This is a genomic window from Shewanella sp. GD03713 (assembly GCF_029843705.1).
GTDB lineage: Bacteria > Pseudomonadota > Gammaproteobacteria > Enterobacterales > Shewanellaceae > Shewanella.
In genome coordinates this window covers 751,014-769,554 of the sequence record NZ_JAOCIW010000001.1, presented here as the reverse complement: position 1 = coordinate 769,554, position 18,541 = coordinate 751,014, and the positions used below count along the sequence as shown (strand labels likewise).

At 48.6% G+C, this 18,541-nt stretch carries 16 protein-coding genes; 7 read left to right on the top strand and 9 right to left on the bottom strand.

Annotation, left to right across the window (positions count from 1 at the left end):
* Nucleotides 1-127 precede the first annotated feature (127 nt).
* Nucleotides 128-1,492 (top strand): magnesium transporter, encoded by a 1,365-nt coding sequence (gene mgtE, locus N5E87_RS03425; RefSeq protein WP_011627202.1) that lies wholly within the window; start codon nucleotides 128-130, stop codon nucleotides 1,490-1,492.
* 74 nt (nucleotides 1,493-1,566) lie between these two features.
* Here the strand turns inward: mgtE and N5E87_RS03420 are convergent, their stop codons facing one another.
* Both N5E87_RS03420 and N5E87_RS03415 read right to left on the bottom strand, forming a co-directional pair.
* Nucleotides 1,567-2,394: a molybdate ABC transporter substrate-binding protein gene (locus N5E87_RS03420; RefSeq protein ID WP_086901977.1), complete on the bottom strand. Its 828-nt coding sequence runs from the start codon at nucleotides 2,392-2,394 to the stop codon at nucleotides 1,567-1,569.
* A gap of 235 nt (nucleotides 2,395-2,629) precedes the next feature.
* Entirely contained in the window at nucleotides 2,630-3,322 is a 693-nt protein-coding gene (locus N5E87_RS03415) for an OmpA family protein (RefSeq protein WP_086901976.1), read from the bottom strand.
* 655 nt (nucleotides 3,323-3,977) lie between these two features.
* Between N5E87_RS03415 and N5E87_RS03410 the strand changes: the two genes are divergently transcribed.
* Entirely contained in the window at nucleotides 3,978-4,211 is a 234-nt protein-coding gene (locus N5E87_RS03410) for a transposase (RefSeq protein WP_011621463.1), read from the top strand.
* Nucleotides 4,212-4,940: 729 nt separating this feature from the next.
* On the opposite strand, the gene N5E87_RS03405 is transcribed toward N5E87_RS03410, so the two are convergent.
* Both N5E87_RS03405 and N5E87_RS03400 read right to left on the bottom strand, forming a co-directional pair.
* Nucleotides 4,941-5,798 (bottom strand): PA4780 family RIO1-like protein kinase, encoded by an 858-nt coding sequence (locus N5E87_RS03405; RefSeq protein WP_086901975.1) that lies wholly within the window; start codon nucleotides 5,796-5,798, stop codon nucleotides 4,941-4,943.
* Nucleotides 5,799-6,069: 271 nt separating this feature from the next.
* The gene (locus tag N5E87_RS03400) at nucleotides 6,070-6,405 is read right to left on the bottom strand and encodes a hypothetical protein (RefSeq protein WP_256657222.1); all 336 of its coding nucleotides are present in this window, start codon (nucleotides 6,403-6,405) and stop codon (nucleotides 6,070-6,072) included.
* A gap of 207 nt (nucleotides 6,406-6,612) precedes the next feature.
* Between N5E87_RS03400 and N5E87_RS03395 the strand changes: the two genes are divergently transcribed.
* On the top strand, nucleotides 6,613-7,161 hold the full coding sequence (locus N5E87_RS03395) for a DUF2799 domain-containing protein (RefSeq protein ID WP_086901973.1): 549 nt from the start codon (nucleotides 6,613-6,615) through the stop codon (nucleotides 7,159-7,161).
* 52 nt (nucleotides 7,162-7,213) lie between these two features.
* On the opposite strand, the gene N5E87_RS03390 is transcribed toward N5E87_RS03395, so the two are convergent.
* Nucleotides 7,214-7,996 carry a phosphatase PAP2 family protein gene (locus N5E87_RS03390; protein ID WP_086901972.1) on the bottom strand — a complete coding sequence of 261 codons (783 nt, stop codon included), beginning with the start codon at nucleotides 7,994-7,996 and terminating at the stop codon, nucleotides 7,214-7,216.
* A gap of 193 nt (nucleotides 7,997-8,189) precedes the next feature.
* On the opposite strand from N5E87_RS03390, the gene N5E87_RS03385 reads away from it, so the two are divergent.
* Nucleotides 8,190-10,130, top strand: coding sequence for a GGDEF domain-containing protein (locus tag N5E87_RS03385; protein WP_086901971.1), 1,941 nt, complete (start codon nucleotides 8,190-8,192; stop codon nucleotides 10,128-10,130).
* A gap of 186 nt (nucleotides 10,131-10,316) precedes the next feature.
* Here the strand turns inward: N5E87_RS03385 and nrfA are convergent, their stop codons facing one another.
* Nucleotides 10,317-11,720: an ammonia-forming nitrite reductase cytochrome c552 subunit gene (gene nrfA, locus N5E87_RS03380; RefSeq protein WP_279767056.1), complete on the bottom strand. Its 1,404-nt coding sequence runs from the start codon at nucleotides 11,718-11,720 to the stop codon at nucleotides 10,317-10,319.
* 242 nt (nucleotides 11,721-11,962) lie between these two features.
* On the opposite strand from nrfA, the gene narQ reads away from it, so the two are divergent.
* Together narQ and N5E87_RS03370 are read left to right on the top strand one after the other, a co-directional pair.
* Nucleotides 11,963-13,759 (top strand): nitrate/nitrite two-component system sensor histidine kinase NarQ, encoded by a 1,797-nt coding sequence (gene narQ, locus N5E87_RS03375; RefSeq protein WP_279775063.1) that lies wholly within the window; start codon nucleotides 11,963-11,965, stop codon nucleotides 13,757-13,759.
* Nucleotides 13,752-14,381: a response regulator gene (locus tag N5E87_RS03370; RefSeq protein ID WP_011621455.1), complete on the top strand. Its 630-nt coding sequence runs from the start codon at nucleotides 13,752-13,754 to the stop codon at nucleotides 14,379-14,381. Before narQ ends, N5E87_RS03370 begins: the two co-directional genes overlap by 8 nt.
* 88 nt (nucleotides 14,382-14,469) lie before the next feature.
* Here N5E87_RS03370 and N5E87_RS03365 read toward each other — a convergent pair whose 3' ends face one another.
* Nucleotides 14,470-14,844 (bottom strand): YacL family protein, encoded by a 375-nt coding sequence (locus tag N5E87_RS03365; RefSeq protein WP_011715834.1) that lies wholly within the window; start codon nucleotides 14,842-14,844, stop codon nucleotides 14,470-14,472.
* Between the two features lie 180 nt (nucleotides 14,845-15,024).
* Here N5E87_RS03365 and N5E87_RS03360 point away from each other — a divergent pair, with 180 nt between their 5' ends.
* Complete coding sequence (locus N5E87_RS03360; protein ID WP_279775061.1) at nucleotides 15,025-15,990, top strand: zinc transporter ZntB; 966 nt, start codon at nucleotides 15,025-15,027, stop codon at nucleotides 15,988-15,990.
* A gap of 54 nt (nucleotides 15,991-16,044) precedes the next feature.
* Here N5E87_RS03360 and N5E87_RS03355 read toward each other — a convergent pair whose 3' ends face one another.
* Nucleotides 16,045-17,160, bottom strand: a complete 1,116-nt coding sequence (locus tag N5E87_RS03355) for a M14 family metallopeptidase (RefSeq protein ID WP_279775060.1) — start codon at nucleotides 17,158-17,160, stop codon at nucleotides 16,045-16,047.
* Nucleotide 17,161: 1 nt separating this feature from the next.
* Nucleotides 17,162-18,517 (bottom strand): lysine-sensitive aspartokinase 3, encoded by a 1,356-nt coding sequence (gene lysC / locus N5E87_RS03350; RefSeq protein ID WP_279775059.1) that lies wholly within the window; start codon nucleotides 18,515-18,517, stop codon nucleotides 17,162-17,164.
* Nucleotides 18,518-18,541 lie beyond the last annotated feature (24 nt).

The following is an 18,541-nucleotide window of genomic DNA, read 5'->3' as shown; positions in this document are numbered from 1 at the left end:
ACATTTGTGACTCGACGCCCTCCCGTGCGCTAAATTACAATATACTGCTGCGCTTTGGCTTAAGTCCTTTGGCTTAAGTCCTCAACAGCCAAACGCCCCTATCCACCGTCGCCACTTTGGAGGAAACATGCCTGTAGAAGCCTCAGACAGCTTACAAGTCGAACAACGTCTCGACCAACTGAGCCATGCCCTCAATAGCGGTATGTTTGTGCATGTCAGGCAAATGCTGCAAAACATGGCGGCGTCGGATATCGCATTGATTCTAGAGTCCTCGCCCCCTAAAGCGCGGCAAGTGTTATGGCAACTTATCGATCAGGATCAGCTCGGGGATATTCTCGATGAACTCAGTGAAGAGTTAAAAGATCCGTTGATCCGCGCCATGAGCCCTGAACGGGTCGCCAAGGCTACCGCCAGTATGGATACGGACGATCTCGCTTATATCCTGCGAAGCTTGCCGGATACCGTCTATAAGCAAGTATTGCAGTCAATGAGTCTGCAAAACCGCCAGCGGGTGGAGCAGGCGCTCTCCTACCCCGATGAAACCGCGGGCAGCCTCATGAACACAGATACTGTGACCTTAAGGCCCGATGTGAATATCGATGTGGTACTGCGTTATTTGCGCCAACGGGGCAATCTGCCCGATACCACTGACACCTTATACGTGGTGGATAAGCACGATCGCGTACTCGGCGGGGTAAAACTTGCGGATCTGCTCACCTGTGATCCCAATACTCATATCAGCAGCATTATCGATACCGATATCGAGAGCATTCCCGTGGGCATGTCCGACAGCGAAGTAGCGCAGCTGTTCGAGCGCCATGACTGGGTATCTGCGCCAGTGGTCGACAGTGAGGGCAAATTACTCGGGCGTATCACCATCGATGACGTGGTGGATGTTATCCGTGAAGACGCCGAGCACTCCATGATGGGGATGGCGGGGATGGACGACGATGAAGACACCTTCGCCCCTGTGGTAAAGAGTACTTTCCGCCGCTCACTCTGGCTGACGATTAACCTGTTTGCCGCCCTGTTAGCAGCCTCTGTCAGCAATATGTTTGAAGGCACAATCGAACAATTCGCCACGATTGCGATTTTAATGACGATTGTACCGAGCATGGGCGGGGTCGCGGGTAATCAAACCTTAGCCCTAGTGATCCGCGGGATTGCCTTGGGCCATATTGGCCAGAGTAATGCCCGCTGGCTGATTGGCAAAGAACTCGCCATTGGCTTTTTGAACGGCCTCATGTGGTCGATTTTGGTGTTTATCGCGGTATTAGTTTGGAAAGATGATATGGCGCTTGCCAGCCTGATTGGCGGCGCAATGCTCATCAATATGACAGTCGCCGGACTGGCTGGCGCCAGTATTCCGCTGATCTTAAAACGCTTGAAAGTGGATCCGGCGTTAGCGGGCGGTATGGTACTCACCACTGTCACCGATGTCATTGGCTTATTTGCCTTCCTAGGATTAGCGACCCTGTATTTAATGCACTAGCACAGGCCTAAGCCTTGCTAAAACGAGCAACAAAAATGGCGCCATAGGGCGCCATTTTTAATAGACGATTAGCACTATTTTTTAGGCGGCTGAAAGCCATAGCCCGTTAAAATCGCTTGTCCCTCAGGGGATAAAATAAACTCGGCCAGAGGCGCGGCCGCACTATTGGCATCCTTCAACACCAATAGGCCATAGTCGGCGCCAACGGCTAACTCTGGCGGTAAATCGACAATCTTGAGGCTAGGCACTTCTTTTTGTGCCAGCACCGCATTGGTGCAATAGGTTAAGAATACGTCCGCCAGCTTATTTTCCATCACCCAAGCATAGGGATTGCGATCTTTGGGTGGTTTAGCACTCTCTGGCCCACCCGTTAGCTGCAATGCTTTGGTTTCTAATGTGGTTTTTGCATTGGCTTTTAAAGCCTCGGCTTTCGCAAACACAGCCCAAGCATAATCCCCCGCGGGATCGGCTTTTGGCGTTGACGTCCCAAGCTTTATTTGCGGCGCGAGCAGGGTGTCTAATAAGTTCGCACTGGTGAGTGGTACATCCGCCTGGGCAATGGCACAGAGCTGGTTACGGGCAAACATTTGCACCTGTTGACCCGCTCCCGCATCGACTAAGGCCTGCGGGTGTTTCATATTCGCCGAAGCGAAAATATCCACTCGCTCACCCTCTTGGATCCGCTTGAGTAATAAGCCCGAAGGCGCATATTGCGCCGCGACTTTAGCGTCGGACTTCGCCTGATAGGCGGCAATAATATCGTTCATTGCCGCCTTTAAACTGCCTGCGGCCCTGAGTTCAATAGGGGTTGTCACCTCAGCGCTCATTGGCGCGCCTTGTACCATTCCCGCCATCAATGTCGCCCCTAAACTGATTGCTAACACTAAACCCTGTTTTGCCATGCTGTTATCTCCGTTTGCACAGGAAAATGTCCTAGTGCATACAAGACGGCAAAACCTTTAGCGGATCAAGTATTACCGCTGCTGGATAAATTCAAATCGGGACGATTGTGGCCAAGATCACTTAAGTCGTTTAGGTGAATGGACAAATTGTCCCCGAATGCAAAATGTAGCCTAATGCAAAGAGCGAGTGCAGAGAGTAAAAAGTCGCCCGTAGGCGACTCTTATTTTATGGAAATTATTGCCCCGTTGGGGTTAATACAATTTCCACTCGGCGGTTTTGCGCGCGACCTGCGGCATTCGCATTCGATGCAATAGGACTCGCCTCACCCATACCCTTAGATTTAACGCGAGCAGAAGCCACACCTTTGCTCATCAGGTAGTTGCCCACTTCGCTGGCGCGGACTTGTGATAAACGTAGGTTGTACGAATCTGAGCCGCTGCTGTCGGTGTAACCTAATATGTTCAGTTGAGTCTTGCTGTATTCCTTGGCCACCAGCGCCACTGAGTTAAGTACGCGTTTAGCGCCATCACTCAGCTCAGTTTGGTCGACACCAAAGGTCACTTCGTTTGGCATATTGAGAATAATATTGTCACCGTCGCGGGTTACACTCACGCCTGTCGAGGCCAGTTGTTGGCGCAGTTTGGTTTCTTGCACATCCATGTAGTAACCAATCCCACCACCGACGGCGGCGCCTGAGGCTGCACCAATTAAAGCACCTTTACCACGGTCGCTCTTGCTAGAGGACGCAACCCCAACAGCCGCGCCGGCAACCGCACCAATTAAGGCGCCCGTCGTTGCTTTTGCCGTTTGTTGCTCATTGGTATAGGGATTGACTGTAGAACAGCCAGACGCAATCAAGGCGCCTGTCACCACAACAATCGCAAGCTTAGATGCTGGCAGTGATTTGATCAGAGAAGGCTTCATCATTTATGACCTCATAACATGATTGATGATGGTATTTGCCCGCCAAAAGGCAAAGGGCGTGGCAAGTCGCCAAAGGACACCATAAAAAATCGCAGTATATAAGCATTCTCTTTTGAGACAATCTTTAATCGCTTCTTTGCTCAGTTTATGACTGATTCAATCGAAAACAACACTAAATAAAAACATCTTAAGATCATCTATACAACATTTAGAGTAAAAGCACTGAAATAGTGCAAGCTGCACCGTTTCAGACATGGCTTTAAAAAGTCACCGTTTGAAAAGTTTTAATAAGTTTATGATTTTTAATAAAAATATAAATTTATAAATGTTGGCACGGATTTTACATACTAATAAATAGGTAGAAGAGCAGAGGCGCTCAAAGCCACTCGCTCAACACCTTATGTAAGCTGTTTGACATCAATGGACGTTAATCTAAGTGCCCGTTGTGAGGCATGTAATCGAAGCACAATCCCTAAGTGGATTGAGGAGAATAGAGATGAAACATCTGATGAAACTTATTAGTCATTGTCGCCACGAATGGTTGTCCCTGCGCCACCTAGGACATAGCCAGTGGGATATAGAACAGCGTCATTAATCACCAAGGAAAGCACCGAAAGAACCAGCAAGCAGACAGAACATAGAGTAAGAGGGATAACCCATGGGAATCGCCAATCATAGTCTTAAACCTGACGTTATTTTTGAAGTGAAAGTCAAAGGCAGATTACTCTCTGATGTCGCACGACAGTACGGTATTTCGGCTAAAGCGGTTTACCAATGGGTAAGAGAAAGTGAGCAACAGCCACAGCAAAGGGAGTGCGCTTTAATCTCTGAAATTGCGCAGTTGCAGAAACGTATTAAACAGCTAAACAGTGAATTACGCACTATAGGTTGAGGTAACCTCGCCCAGTGCCCTTATCGACAAGGCCGGACCCCATTGCATATTGCCCTGTAGGTCTAACGCGGTATGAAAGTTGTGCTAAAAACAATAATAACAGCGCCCTTTTACGTCCGGCCTTGTCATCCAATGAATAGAATGCGTGATCAATAACAGTTTAGACAGGGTCGGATGGGTATCTATTATCGCTCCCCAACGACCTAAGATATAAATCGTACAAATAACAATAATAACTGTGCAGTTTACTATCCGGCTCTGTCAACTTAATACTTAAAGGGTATGCAATAGCAAAAGAGGAAAGGTTTTGACAAGGCTTTAGAGGGAGCTATCTCCCCCAAAGATCAAATATGTGAATTGTGCTCCCCCAAGTCACGAACATATTACCCTCTTGGGTCTTGTCCTTTTATTCACGGATCAAAGACGATCCAGCGCTAGACTAGGATAGCGCGCCATGGATGGCTGTGTTGCGTGCAACACCAAAGGTTTCGGCAAGGCTCGAGGGAGTTGTCTCCCCCAAAGATTAATATGTCGATAGGGCTCTGTGACCCATCAATATATTTCTCCCTTAGGTCTTGTCCTTTTATTGAGTGGTTCAATGGAAAGGAAGGGGCTGAGTGCCCATGCCAAGGACGGCAATGCCACTGTTTCTTATGACTGCTGACTGCACGAAAGGATTTGTTCAATAAAAAAGACGCCTATCTGGCGTCTTTTTTATTGTGATGTCAGCTAATAGTTTTCGTTAGCCTCTTGCAGTCGCAGTTTACGCTCCTGCGCCTCATCATAGGCGGCTTGGATCTCATCTAACACAGAATTCACATCGGCATCGACTAATACTTCGGTAAATTTACCCGTGAGCGGCGTATCCGCTTTTAATTGTCCCGCTTCGAACAGTGCCCACATTTCTTTGGCATATTGGGTCTTGAGCAGCTCAGGGGCGTACTGACCGTAATATTGCGTCATGTTGTTAACATCACGCTCCAGCATCCATTTCGCATGGTTGTTGGCCGCAGCATCGACAGCCTGAGGCAAATCGATAATCACAGGGCCATTAGCATCCACTAGGACGTTAAACTCGGATAAGTCGCCGTGGACTAAACCCGCACAGAGCATACGTTTGACATAGGTCATCACTAGCCCATGGTCGTGGATGGCTTGCTCGGCGCTGAAACTCACATCATTAAGACGGGGCGCGACATGGCCTTCGCTGTCGGTGACGAGTTCCATCAACAATACGCCATCGAAACAGCCAAAGGGCGTTGGTACTCTGACGCCCGCATCGGCTAAACGAAACAACGCATCGACCTCGGCGCTCTGCCAGGCCTCTTCCATTTGTTCGCGGCCAAACTTAGAGCCTTTTTCCATCGCTCTGGCTCGGCGGCTATTACGGACTTTCCGTCCCTCTTGGTAAACCACCGCCTGCTTAAAACTGCGTTTATCCGCTTCTTTATACACCTTGGCGCAGCGAATATCCTCACCACAGCGTACCACGTACACTGTAGCCTCTTTACCGCTCATCAGTTGGCTAATGACTTCGTCAACCAGCCCTTCATCAACCAGAGGTTGGATTCGTTTAGGAGTTTTCATACCGACCTTATACCTTACTTAGGCGTAAGATGGAATGTGCCGGGCAAATCTTCATATAAAAGCAGCCTTATCAAAGAGGATAGATAAAAAGATTCAGTTAAAGATACCTGACTTCAGTAAAAACTAAAGCACCTCGTGCAGGAACACAATAGCAAAACGCAGTGGATTTACCGTCAGTAAAGCTGCTGAAAATTAACCCTGATTGCCTGTACCTTGGCTTAACGAGCGCATCGATTGACTCAAGCAACAAGGCTATGAAATCCATCGTGATTTATACGAACAGCGCAATCACACTGCCAACCGTTGCCGCAGCCTTGAGCAACTGTCCGGCTTTGTAATAACCTTGAACATTCTCTTGGGACGATGCTTTCGGCTCATGGACTGATTCACGCCCCTGCGGCTCAGCCAGACCAAGCGCGCCATGGGCAAAGGATTGCAGAGCGCCGACCTCAGTCTGAGTCTTGTTATCGCTCGACTCTTGAGGTCCTGTGCCACTTTTAAGTTCCGACTTTAACTCTTTGGCAGACGCAGAAATCGTCGCCGAGTGTGGCACAGACCGTTTTGTTCCCAATAGCGAGCTATCTGATGAAGGTGGCAAAACCTGCATAAGCATATCCAATACAATGGGTTAAAAATTAAAACTAACATTAACTCAATGCCTTAGCATTATTACATCGCGCGAGTTGTGACTCAGATAGGGAAAGCCAGCCAAAGCGCTGTGCCGGATAACCGTATTGCGGGCGCAATATTGCACTGGCTCTCCCCTTCCCTAAGCTTTATGCTGATGCCCTTTTGTGACTGATCTGATTTTCAAATGCGCTATCTTAATCTTGCTTTGGCTCTTACCGCCCTCTCCCTCACCCAATGCACGAGTCTCTCACTCGAGGAATGCCGAGATAATGACTGGTACGCCACGGGCTTAGCCGATGGTAATCGAGGCGCCAACGCGAGTCTGCTCAATCAATATCAGCAGGATTGTCATGAGTTTAACCTCAAGGTGGATGCTGCCCAATGGCAACAGGGGTATCAGCAGGGGCTTATCAGCTATTGTCTGCCCGAAAATGGCTACCGCGTAGGTTTAGCTGGAGAAAGTTACTACGGCGTTTGTAACAACAATCAGTTTGTTGAGCGTTATAACCAAGGACACGAGCAATATTTGGTGAATAAGCGTCTGGCTGATATTGCCGACCGCCTAAATGCCATCGATATCGAAATCGGCAGCATCAACAACAAGCTGAACAATCTCACCGATAAAGCCGATCTGCTGCGGCAGAAAAACATCCTATTGAACGAGAAAAACCATCTCCTCGACGAAAGGCTCAGATTGCGTCAAGGCGATATCCGCTTTGAGTTTCGCTTCTAAGCTTTCGCCTCAGACTAGTTTGAGGGATAAGAATGGCTTGAGGGATCAGCTATCACTTAGAGATGGCTTCTTTGGTATTGATAATACTGATTTTGTTGGCAACTTTAATCTTTTTGACCTTGGGCACACGAAGAAAGAAGCCATAGTAGAGCAAGCTGGCGGATGTCCAAGCGATGGCCAGACTCCAGAGGTCGTGACTCAAGAAATGGGCACCACGCAGCTCCTGCGCAAAACCAAATACCGCGCCTAATACTATCCCAAAGATGAGACCCGCTTTGGCATAAGCTGGGCGGTATTCCTTCAGCACATAATAGCTTGCCACCCAAGCAAAACCGCCGCTCGAATGTCCACCGGGAAAACACTGACCAAACTCGGCACCCTCTGGCAAGCGAGCAAACAGGGATGAATGCATCATGCGACCGCCAAACTCAAGCACATCCCAAGGGCAAGTCATATGAGTGAGACTCTTACCAAGGCGCACTAAAACCACGCTGACCAGCACACTGCAGAATAAATAGATAAAGCCTTTACGGTAGGGGCGCAGTTTGTCGATGCGAAAACTTAAACCAATACAGCTAACCACGACGACGGCAAACAGAATAACCAGATTTCGCCCAGTGACATGCAGCACCCCCTCAGTCAACCAATGGCCGCGCAGTGGCCAAGAATCGACACCACCCTGCCAGTGAAATAATAAGCTGGCGAAGCGCATATCGGCATGGGTCAGTTCGAGCCAAAAAATAATCACCGCAAACACGAGCCAAGGTGCAAGCAAATGTCCCTTTGCGAAGCTGAAAAATGTCGTCCTAACATCGCTTTTGTTATTGTGATGCACTTAATTATCCACTCGCCCAAAATACCCAGCACCAGACTACGGTCGAATTCTTATCAAAAGCTTAAGAAATACAAAACATGGGAATTAACATACCATTTACAAAGTGAAGCAAACTTAATTGTTTGGGTAAACTCGCGCAGAGAGAAAAAGACTATAGTTTATAAACAACAACCTGCTTTCGAATGAGCCTCAAATGCCCTACAAGTTTGCCCTCCAACAATCTCAAAAAGAGCGTATATTCGCCGACATGGCAATTGAGACAGGAAAAATTACCGTACCACCTGAGATGCTAGAGAATTGGCAACAAACTTTAGATCTACTCTCCGAAATTGTGGATACACCTGCCGCGCTTATCATGCGTGTCCACCCCACTGAGATAGAGGTGTTTGCCTCGAGCCATAGTCAGGGGAATCCCTACAAACCCCACGATAAAGAACATTTAGGGCATGGTCTCTATTGCGAGACCGTGATGAAAGAGTGCCGTGAACTTCACATCCCCAATGCCTTAAAGGATGCCAATTGGGATAAAAATCCCGACATAAAGCTAGGGATGATTGCCTACTGCGGCCTGCCATTGCATTGGCCCGATAACAGCACCTTCGGCACCATTTGTATGCTCGATAGCAAGGAGCGTAACTACAGTCAGCAATTTCGCAGTTTGTTAGCGCGGTTTCAAAATGCCATCGAAACCAATCTAATCACTCTGTATCAACAGGCTAAATTGCAGCTCCATAACCAGCAACTCGAGCAAAAAGTCCAGCAACGCACCCACGAGTTGGCCGAGCTGAGTGCCAAATTAATCCGTGAAATCGAAACGCGCACCACCACCGAAAGCTCACTTGAGTACCATAAGAGTTACGATCCGCTGACAGGCCTCCCCAACCGACTCAATCTGCTCAATACGTTGGCGAAAATGCTGGAAGATATTAATCGTAAAGAAAAAATCTCAGTGTTTTACCTCGGGCTACGTAACTTTAAGTCCATTAATGACAGCTATGGTTATCTTATTGGCGATAAGATACTCACCATCTTGAGCCAGCGGTTACAGCATTGCACAGACGGCCATACCTTTATTGCCCGCATCGCGGGGGCGGAGTTTGTGCTAGTGCAAGCCCATAAGCCCTCGCAGCGCGAGACCCACAAACTGCTGAATCAGATCATCAACTGCTGCAATTCACCCTTTGGTATCGCAGACTTCGTGATCACTATTCCCTCGTCAATCGGCATAGCACAGGCGCCAAGCGACGGCATCGATGCCGCAACCCTGCTGCAAAAAGCCGGAGCCGCCATGACCATTAGCAAGGCCGAAGGCATTCCCTATAGTTTTTTCAATCAAGACACCCAAATCGCACTGAGCCAACGCTATCAACTCGAGTCGCACTTAGTCGATGCCCTAAGAAACAATGAATTAAGCCTGCACTACCAACCCTTTATCGAACTCAAGACCCACAAAGTCATTGGCGCTGAAGCCTTGCTGCGTTGGCACAATCCGGTGTTAGGACAGGTTTCACCCGACCGATTTATCGCCTTGGCCGAGCGCAATGGACAAATCATGGAGATAGGTAACTTCGTGCTCCACAGCGCCATTAAGCAAGCGGCCGACTGGTGCCAAATGTTGCAGCGGGACTTTAAAATCGCCATCAATATCTCCCCCGTACAAATGCGTAACCCCCGCTTTGTCGAACATATTGCCGAGCTATTAACCCTGTACCAATTACCCGCCACGGCGCTGGAGCTGGAGATCACCGAGGGCATGTTGCTACAGGACGAACACTTGGCCCACCAGGCCATTATGCAGTTGCAGGAACTGGGGATCCGCATCTCACTCGATGACTTTGGCACAGGCTACTCTTCATTAAGCTATCTACAGAAATATTCCTTCGATACCCTAAAAATCGACCGCTGCTTTATCAGTAAGCTCGAAAACAGCGAGCAGGATAGAGAGTTAACTAAGGCTATTATCGCCATAGGCAAAAAGCTCAAACTGAAGGTGATTGCCGAAGGCGTCGAAAACCAAAACCAGGACAGTTTTATCCGCAATGAAGAATGCGATTTAGGACAGGGATATCTCTATGGCAAACCCGTGACACCCGCGCAGTTTGAACGTGACTTTATTCGCCCATCCAAGCGCTAAAAGCGTGATGTAGATAAAGTCCGCATAGACGCGGCAAGTTGTTAACACCTAAAGCAAAAGAGTCAGAACTGACGTGATATTGGCCTCGCCCTTAAACAACAAGCTTGAAAGCCGCCAAAAATAAAGCCCCCGCAACCTAAGTTGCGGGGGCTTTTACATGAGGGGTTAGCTCATATTCAACAGGAATTACTTATAAGTTGCTTCGCGTTTTTTCGCTTCTTCATCCCACTTAGGTAACACGTCTTTCTTGAATGCTTCTTTCTCTGCATTCATCTTGTCCATGTCCATACCCAGTGCAGCCTGTGCTTTAGCTTTAGTAGAGATATCTGGGATAGCAACAGGATCTGTTAAACCTTTTTTCGCTAACAACTGTGCTAACTTAACACGAGCATCAGCGGCTTTATTAACAGACGTACCCAACACTCGTAGTGCTTCTTCAGGCGCGTGAGCTGCAACACCGTGCGAAGCAATGGCTAAATCCCAGCGCCATTGAGCGTGGCGAATATCAGTTAAAATTGGCTTCATCTCAGCTTCGGTAGCACCTAATTCCCATGCTTTAGCGGCTTCGAAGTGCGCTTTCACTAATTGCTCTTCCGCTTTAAGTTTCATTTCTTTAACTTTAGCTTTGCGCTCATTAGTAACGCCAACTAAGAATTCTTTCGTTTGGCTATGGCAAGTTGCACAGGTTTCGTCGAAGCGATCGAACGGGTTACCGACTTTATGGTCAGTGAACTTCTTACCTTCAGGGCTAGTCACTTTAGGCATATGGCAGTCAACACAACTGACATTATTTTTACCATGAATACCCAGTTTCCAAGTTTCATACTCAGGGTGCTGTGCTTTTAACATTGGCGTCTTAGATAACGCGTGAGTCCAATCTGAGAACTCGATACCATCGTAATAAACTTCCATCTGGTCAACAGTGATGCCCATATCCCAAGGGAATTTTACGAAGTTCTTTCTGTCTTCTTTCTTCTCGAAATAGTATTCAACGTGACATTGACCGCAAACCATTGATTGCTTGTCTTTCTTCGAGGCTTTATCAAATGGCGTACCGATAGCATCCATTGCGCGGTCTACATAAGGACGAGAGATCCGCAGTTTTGGCGAACCTTTTTCATGGCAATCGCCACAGCCAATAGTATTGGTCACTTCCGGGCCACCTTTAGCCCACTTGCCTTTGAAGTAACCGTCTTCACCTTGTTCTTCGATCAGGCGAGGTACGTCAGGGCTCTTACAGCTCCAACAAGCCATTGGCATTGGGCCGTCTTCCGCGTTGGCAGGGGCGCCAGTACGTAGCGTATTACGCACATCAGTCACGGCATACATATGGCCGCGAGGCGCGTTGTAATCTTTAGCAAAACCATAACCAGCCCACAGAATAACCATATTAGGATCCTGTGCTAATGCATCAACAAGCTCTTCACTCTTTGCAGTGTCATGCCAGCTATTATATTGATTTTTAAATTTATCTTTATAAACTTCGTTGCGAGGCTCGGTCTTATCGCTCGCCATCGCACCCGCCGCCATGAAGCTCGCGGCAACCAATGCACTGAGTGCAAAGGACTTACCTGTCATCTTCTTCATCATCTCATCTCCGTGTTGCATTATTTTAATAAATCACGACATCTCCAAGGCCAAAGTTAGTGGCTTAAACCCTCCAAAGACATACCTCTTAGGGGGTATCTAGAACGAAGTTTGCGCTAGATCAAAATGTAATAGTGTTGTTGTTCACACTTTTATGTTTTCGTTAGTGTAGTACATTATTTTCTAATGTAAAACACGACTAAAGTGCCATTAAATCAATGGCCCATATATTAGGTAATGGACATATGAAACGAGGCAGCCTTACCTCTAAAATTTTGGGTTTAATGTTAGTACTGATTTTGCTTTCTAGCAGCTTGGCCATCTTCGCAATCATCAATTTGTCTTACAGTTTAGGCGATGCAAAGGCCATCAACGCCTCGGGTTCACTGCGGATGCAAAGTTACCGGCTGATGTTTTATGCCAATTCGGGCAGTGATGCCGCCCAAGAGAAGATTGCCGAGTTTGAAAACACCTTGCACTCCGAGGCATTGCAACCTTCCACAGGTTGGCTTAGCCCGAAAAAGATCGCCGATCAGTATCAGCTCGTCATCGATAAATGGCTGGTGATGAAGTACTACATTGAGCAGGAAAACTCCCGCGACTACGCCGCCTCGCTCAAGGACTTTGTCGATACCATTGATTTATTGGTGTTAGAAATGGAACACCACGCCGCCTTCAAATTGCGCCTGCTTGCCGCGAGCCAGATTTTTGGACTCGGGCTAATGCTCGCCATCGCCTTTTTAGCGGTACGTTTTACCAAGCGAAAAGTCGTGGTGCCCTTGCAGCAGTTAATGGAATCGGCCAACACCATTTCGAAGGGTAACTTTGAGATAGAAATGCCCGAGACCGAATATATTGAGCTCACCGCCCTAACCCACGCGCTGCAAAAAACCGCCCGCGAGCTCGCGACCCTGTATGGCAACCTAGAATCCCAAGTCGCCGAAAAGACCCTAGCGCTCACTAGGGCAAATAATGAACTCGCGTTTTTATATGATAACCTATTGACGCTTAACGCGAATAAACTCGATTACAAGGCACTCAGAGCGGCGTTAAATCAATTAAAAGATTATGAGTCTATCGACTATTTACGGCTCATTATTCAGTACCCAGAGCAAGAGTTAGAAGTGGTTGAAGCCGATGGTGGTTGGCCGGAAGATACCCAAAACAGTACCCGCTTCCCACTGCAATTTGAGCAGGCCGATTTAGGTTACTTAGAGCTTATTTCGGCGCAGGACACGAATACGCCGCTGTTTAAAAACTTCGCCATCATGCTCACTCGCTCCATCGTTATCCATAACGCCACTGAGCAGCGCCAGCAGCTGGCCTTGATGGAGGAGCGCGGAGTGATTGCCAGGGAATTACACGACTCCCTCGGCCAAGTACTGTCATTCCTCAAAATCCAAATTAGCTTGCTGCGCAAAAACTTAGATCATAGTTGCCGCAGCCCTGCGATCGAGGGGCAACTGACGGAAATCAATGAAGGCGTCAGTACAGCCTATGTACAGCTTAGGGAGTTATTATCCACCTTCAGATTAACCATCAAAGAACCGAATCTGAAGAACGCGATGGAAGCCATGCTAGAACAGCTTAGGGCCAATACCGATATCAAGATCCATCTCGATTACAAACTCTCGCCCCAATGGCTCGAGGCGAAACAGCATATTCACATTCTACAGATCACCCGTGAGGCTACACTCAACGCGATAAAACATGCCAATGCCAGCCAGATCAATATTCGCTGTTATAAAGATGACAATAGCATGGTCAATATCAGTGTGAGCGATAACGGCATAGGAATTGGTTATCTAAAGGAGCGGGATCAACACTTCGGCATAGGGATCATGCACGAGCGTGCCAGTAAATTAGCCGGTACTGTTGTATTTAGTAGCAATGATACGCACACTAATAGCAAGGGAATTACCGAACAACTAGACCAAGAACAACCGGATGTGCCCTTAGCGTCTAATAACAAATCCAATTTGTCACAGGGAACCAAAGTTACTTTAATCTTCCCTTCCCAACAGGAGCCTACACATGGGTAAACCTTATTCAGTCCTCGTGGTCGATGACCATCCCCTCCTACGTAAAGGGATCTGCCAGCTGATCGCCTCCGATCCAGATTTTAGTCTCTTCGGCGAAGTCGGCGGAGGCTTAGATGCCTTAAGCGCCGTCGCCACCGATGAGCCAGATATTGTTCTGCTCGATCTGAATATGAAGGGAATGACAGGACTCGATACCCTCAATGCCATGCGCCAGGAAGGCGTGACTTCACGAATAGTGATCCTCACAGTGTCGGACGCCAAACAAGATGTTATTCGACTGCTACGCGCGGGCGCCGACGGGTATTTACTTAAAGATACCGAGCCGGATCTGCTGCTCGATAAGCTCAAAAATGCCATGTTGGGCCACAGAGTGATCAGCGATGAGGTTGAAGAATATCTGTACGAACTTAAAAATGCCGCCGATGAGCAGGAATGGATTTCAAGCCTCACCCCAAGGGAGCTACAGATCCTGCAACAGCTGGCAGAAGGCTTAAGCAACCGGATGATTTCAGAGCACTTACATATCAGTGAAGGCACGGTAAAAGTACACGTGAAAAACCTGCTGCGTAAGGCCAATGCCAAGTCTAGGACCGAAATGGCAGTCAGGTATTTGAACAACTAATACTTCAAACCTAGTGATTTAGCACTAAGCTCAAAAAATAAAGGCAATCAATCGATTGCCTTTATTTTATGCTTTGATTAAATCGGTATTATCGCCCTTTTTGCACAAACTCATACCAACTTAGCAGAGCTTCCTCTAAATCCTCTAGGCCACAATAAGCTTCCGATTCCGCATCGTAGAGGGACATCGATTCCTCGAGTTCATACTCTTGCTCAAACCCTAAGGCATTGGCATAAATGCGCGCCTGTTCTTCATCCAGATCTAGGGTGAGATCGCCGCCAATTAACCGCCAAGAATCACGCTTACCCGCTTGAATTTCTTTGATAATATCGAGCACTTGTTGAATTTTGGCTAACTCAGGCCCCAACTCTTCCGAAAACCATTGGCCCAGCACTTCATGGTCCATACTAAAGCTGGCTAAATAAGTGCCCGTCAAACTGTTACGCCGAAATTCATATTCCATTTTATCTTCTCAATGCATTACAACTATGGCTAATTTTAATCTATTTCATCGTAACTTGCTTGGCCAGCAATTTAGTCCCACCAAGGGCAGCAATTGTCAGCACAATCATCGCCTAGACTTCATTTTCACAACGAAATCAGTTAGCTTGAGTCCATGATTTAGCAAGAGATGGAATGCGATATGCACGATGGATTTATCTACAGCTTAGTGCTTAGCGGCGCGCGCGCGGGGTCAACCTTAACCCCAGAAGAGCTTGAAAACTGGGATCCCAAGGATGGGCTGATCTGGATACACCTACGTTATCGCCACAAAAAAGCCCGCCACTGGGTGTTAAATAGCGGCTTGAATAAAGTCGAAAGCGATGCCCTGCTCGCCCAAGATACCCGCCCGCGTGCCGTACTGGCTGGTGAAGGCGTTTTGCTGGCCCTGCGCGGGGTTAACTTAAACCCCAATTCAGCCCCAGAAGACATGGTCGCGGTACGTATTTATGCCGATAAACATCGGATTATCTCTACCTGCGATCGTGAGTTGCTCTCAGTCAAAGATGTTGCCGAACTCATCATGGAAGGCGCAGGCCCCACCACCACAGGGGACTTTATCGTCGCCGTATGCGAAAGACTCACCACCCGTAAAGTGGATTTTATCGACACCCTCGAAGAGCAGCTGTCTGAGTTAGAAGAACAAGTAGTCTCTGGCAATGTAAAAGACTTACGCACAGATATCGCCGAGCTACGCAGGCAAACCGTGGCGCTACGACGTTATTTAGGCCCGCAGAAAGAAGCTTACGGTAAGATGCTGTCCGATCAATTTGTGCTGTTTAACGAGCCCGAAAGACTCAAGATGCGCGAAACCACGGACAAACTGATCCGCACTATTGAAGACTTAGACGCCCTGCGTGACCGAGCTAATGTGACCCAGGAAGAGTTACTCAGCCAACAATCGGAGCAGCTAAACAAGCGCTTGTATTTCTTATCCTTAGTCTCGGCAATCTTCTTGCCGCTGGGCTTTTTAACTGGCTTGCTTGGGGTGAATATTGGTGGCATTCCCGGTGCGGATAACACCTGGGCCTTTGCGACCTTCTGCGGCATTCTTATCTCGCTGGTCGCCCTGCAAATGGCGCTCTTCTATCGCTTTAAGTGGTTGTAGACTGGAATAAAAAACGCCAATCACAGGATTGGCGTTTTGTTTTGTGGATTGCAGTTACTGCGGCAACTCAAACAGATTCGTCATGACTTTATACAGCTCGGTGCCTTGATGCACGGACGCCGAGGCAAAATGGAGTATGGGCACACAATCCTGCGGCAAGCTAAGCGCCGTTAGCTCCTGCTCGCTGCCATATAAATCTAGGCGCAGCAGATTGACTAAAGTCTCACCCGCCGCCAGTGGCTCTCCCACGGGCGCCACATATTCCACCAATCCCGCCATGGGCGCATGGTACTTTTTGTAATCCTTAAGATAACAGCCAAAACGCGGCATCTTTGCGGGCGCCACTCGCTCGGCAATCACCCCGCGATGACTCAAATAGGCCAAAATGCCCTTGGCATCGACAAAAGCATCCTCGAGGCAAATACGTTCTTGGCTCGCCAGTTCCAAGGTAAAGGCCGAAACGGCAATCTCGAGATCTCGCCCTTGTGCTTTAGCGACTTCACTCAATTGCCACCAAGGGCAAAATGCCGCTTCATCCATAGCCCCGCCAAAACTATTGGGGATCACTAAGGTGTAAGGAATCGAGAAATACTGCGCCGCTGTAAGGTCATATTCAGGGCAATACAAGTGTTTACAGGATTTAGGCCCGGTATGCAGATCCAATACTATATCCGCCTCGTGGGCCATGGCCTGCAGGTTAACCGCTAATCTGTGGCCTGTGGTCACGCCCCACTCGTTGCGCAAACGCTGCTGACACGCCTCGACTAAGGTGCTGCGGTAAGCTTGGATAAGCGCGCTATCGCTAAGCTCAGCATGTTCACGGTACCAAGCGGGTAAATCAATCGAATGATTTAAGTACTCGCGGTTCCAGTTTGCCCCTGTGATAGGGTCAAAACGCCCCAGCGTAAACTCGCCACTCTTTTGATTGATCCCCAGCGGATTCGCCAAGGGCACTAAGGTAATTTCCCCTAAGATGTCGCAACGCTCGAGCTGCTTCATCAATTGGAAAATCACCGCATTGCCCTGCACCTCGGCGCCGTGAACATTGGCCTGAATATACACTTTAGGGCCAGCAACATGACCACTTGGCTTAAAGTGGTAAATCGGCAGGGTGAGTGCTTGCCCTGCGGCAAGCTCCCCAATGGTTAAAGACGATGCAGTCGGTTGCATATTACACGCCTTCGAACAGGTTTTCGTGCAGCGCTTTAACCACTTGCGCCGCTTCTGATTCGGCTACCAATACGCACAAGTTATGCGGGCTGGCGCCTTGGCAGATCATGCGCACATTGTGGGGCTCGAGCACTTCAAACACTCGGCGACAAATGCCCGCGGTGGTGGCAATGCGGTTACCGATAATCGCCACCAGTGCTAAACCATCTTCAACACGCACACGGCAATGCTGTGATAACTCCTGTAGCAGCGCTTCGCTCAATAGCCCCTGGCCGCTCGAATCGGAACCTGTTTTATCTAGAGTGAGCGATACGTTAACTTCGGAGGTGGTGATCAAATCCACACTGATCTTATGTCTTGCCAAGGTGGCAAAGGTTTCAGCCAAGAAGCCCTGTGCATGCAACATTTGCAGGCTGTGTAAATTGAGTAGCGTTTGGTCGCGGCGCAGCGCAACCGCGCGAAACACGGGCGCATCTTCAACCTGATGACGGATCCAAGTACCGCCCTTTTCAGGCTCCTTACTTGAGCCGACAAACACTTGAATTTGTTGACGCACTGCAGGCAGAATCGTCGCAGGGTGCAGCACTTTAGCACCGAAAGTCGCCATTTCGGCGGCTTCGTTAAAACTGATTTCGGCTATAGGATGGGCGTTTGGCGCAAGGCGTGGATCAGTTGTGTAAATCCCGGCCACATCGGTCCAAATCTCAACCGCTGAGGCTTTTAAGGCTTCGGCTAACAGTGCCGCAGAATAATCACTACCGCCACGGCCAAGCGTGGTGGTTTGCCCCGCCTCATCTGAGCCAATAAAGCCTTGAGTCACAATCACTTGTTCAGATAACAGCGGCAGTAAATGCTCACGTGAGAGAATGGCAATTTGCTCAACCTGTGGCTCGGCGCGGCCAAAATGGCTGTCGGTGCGCAGCACTCTGCGCACATCGAAGGCACTCGAGTTAGCGCCTTTTTCCCGCAATACCGCCGCAAATAATGCCGACGAGCACTGCTCGCCAAGGGACAATAACTCATCCATGGTGGCCTTGCTGCGCTGGGATGCTAGCGCTTCGCTCAATACCGCCATACGGCTTAACAGCTTATCCAATGCCGCAGCTACGTCGTTGGGGCGACCCAGTTTATCTAAGATAGCGTATTGAATTTGCGCAATTTGCTTTAAGCGCTGTAAACGACCATCGTCGTTCATCGACTCTTGGGTGAGTTCAACCAAAAGGTTAGTCACGCCACTGGAGGCGCTAACCACCACTAAACGGCAATCAGGATTGCCCAGTACGATATCGGCGCAGCGATTCATTGCACCGTAATCGGCGACTGAGGTACCACCAAATTTTGCGACAACAAGAGACATTATCGTACCTCCGCAGAAGCAGAA

Bases quoted from the DNA above. Each gene is read 5' to 3' on its own strand.
- mgtE (WP_011627202.1), top strand. From the start codon at position 128: ATGCCTGTAGAAGCCTCAGACAGCTTACAAGTCGAACAACGTCTCGAC.
- N5E87_RS03420 (WP_086901977.1), bottom strand. From the start codon at position 2,394: ATGGCAAAACAGGGTTTAGTGTTAGCAATCAGTTTAGGGGCGACATTG.
- N5E87_RS03415 (WP_086901976.1), bottom strand. From the start codon at position 3,322: ATGATGAAGCCTTCTCTGATCAAATCACTGCCAGCATCTAAGCTTGCG.
- N5E87_RS03410 (WP_011621463.1), top strand. From the start codon at position 3,978: ATGGGAATCGCCAATCATAGTCTTAAACCTGACGTTATTTTTGAAGTG.
- N5E87_RS03405 (WP_086901975.1), bottom strand. From the start codon at position 5,798: ATGAAAACTCCTAAACGAATCCAACCTCTGGTTGATGAAGGGCTGGTT.
- N5E87_RS03400 (WP_256657222.1), bottom strand. From the start codon at position 6,405: ATGCAGGTTTTGCCACCTTCATCAGATAGCTCGCTATTGGGAACAAAA.
- N5E87_RS03395 (WP_086901973.1), top strand. From the start codon at position 6,613: ATGCGCTATCTTAATCTTGCTTTGGCTCTTACCGCCCTCTCCCTCACC.
- N5E87_RS03385 (WP_086901971.1), top strand. From the start codon at position 8,190: ATGCCCTACAAGTTTGCCCTCCAACAATCTCAAAAAGAGCGTATATTC.
- nrfA (WP_279767056.1), bottom strand. From the start codon at position 11,720: ATGATGAAGAAGATGACAGGTAAGTCCTTTGCACTCAGTGCATTGGTT.
- narQ (WP_279775063.1), top strand. From the start codon at position 11,963: ATGAAACGAGGCAGCCTTACCTCTAAAATTTTGGGTTTAATGTTAGTA.
- N5E87_RS03370 (WP_011621455.1), top strand. From the start codon at position 13,752: ATGGGTAAACCTTATTCAGTCCTCGTGGTCGATGACCATCCCCTCCTA.
- N5E87_RS03365 (WP_011715834.1), bottom strand. From the start codon at position 14,844: ATGGAATATGAATTTCGGCGTAACAGTTTGACGGGCACTTATTTAGCC.
- N5E87_RS03360 (WP_279775061.1), top strand. From the start codon at position 15,025: ATGCACGATGGATTTATCTACAGCTTAGTGCTTAGCGGCGCGCGCGCG.
- N5E87_RS03355 (WP_279775060.1), bottom strand. From the start codon at position 17,160: ATGCAACCGACTGCATCGTCTTTAACCATTGGGGAGCTTGCCGCAGGG.
- lysC (WP_279775059.1), bottom strand. From the start codon at position 18,517: ATGTCTCTTGTTGTCGCAAAATTTGGTGGTACCTCAGTCGCCGATTAC.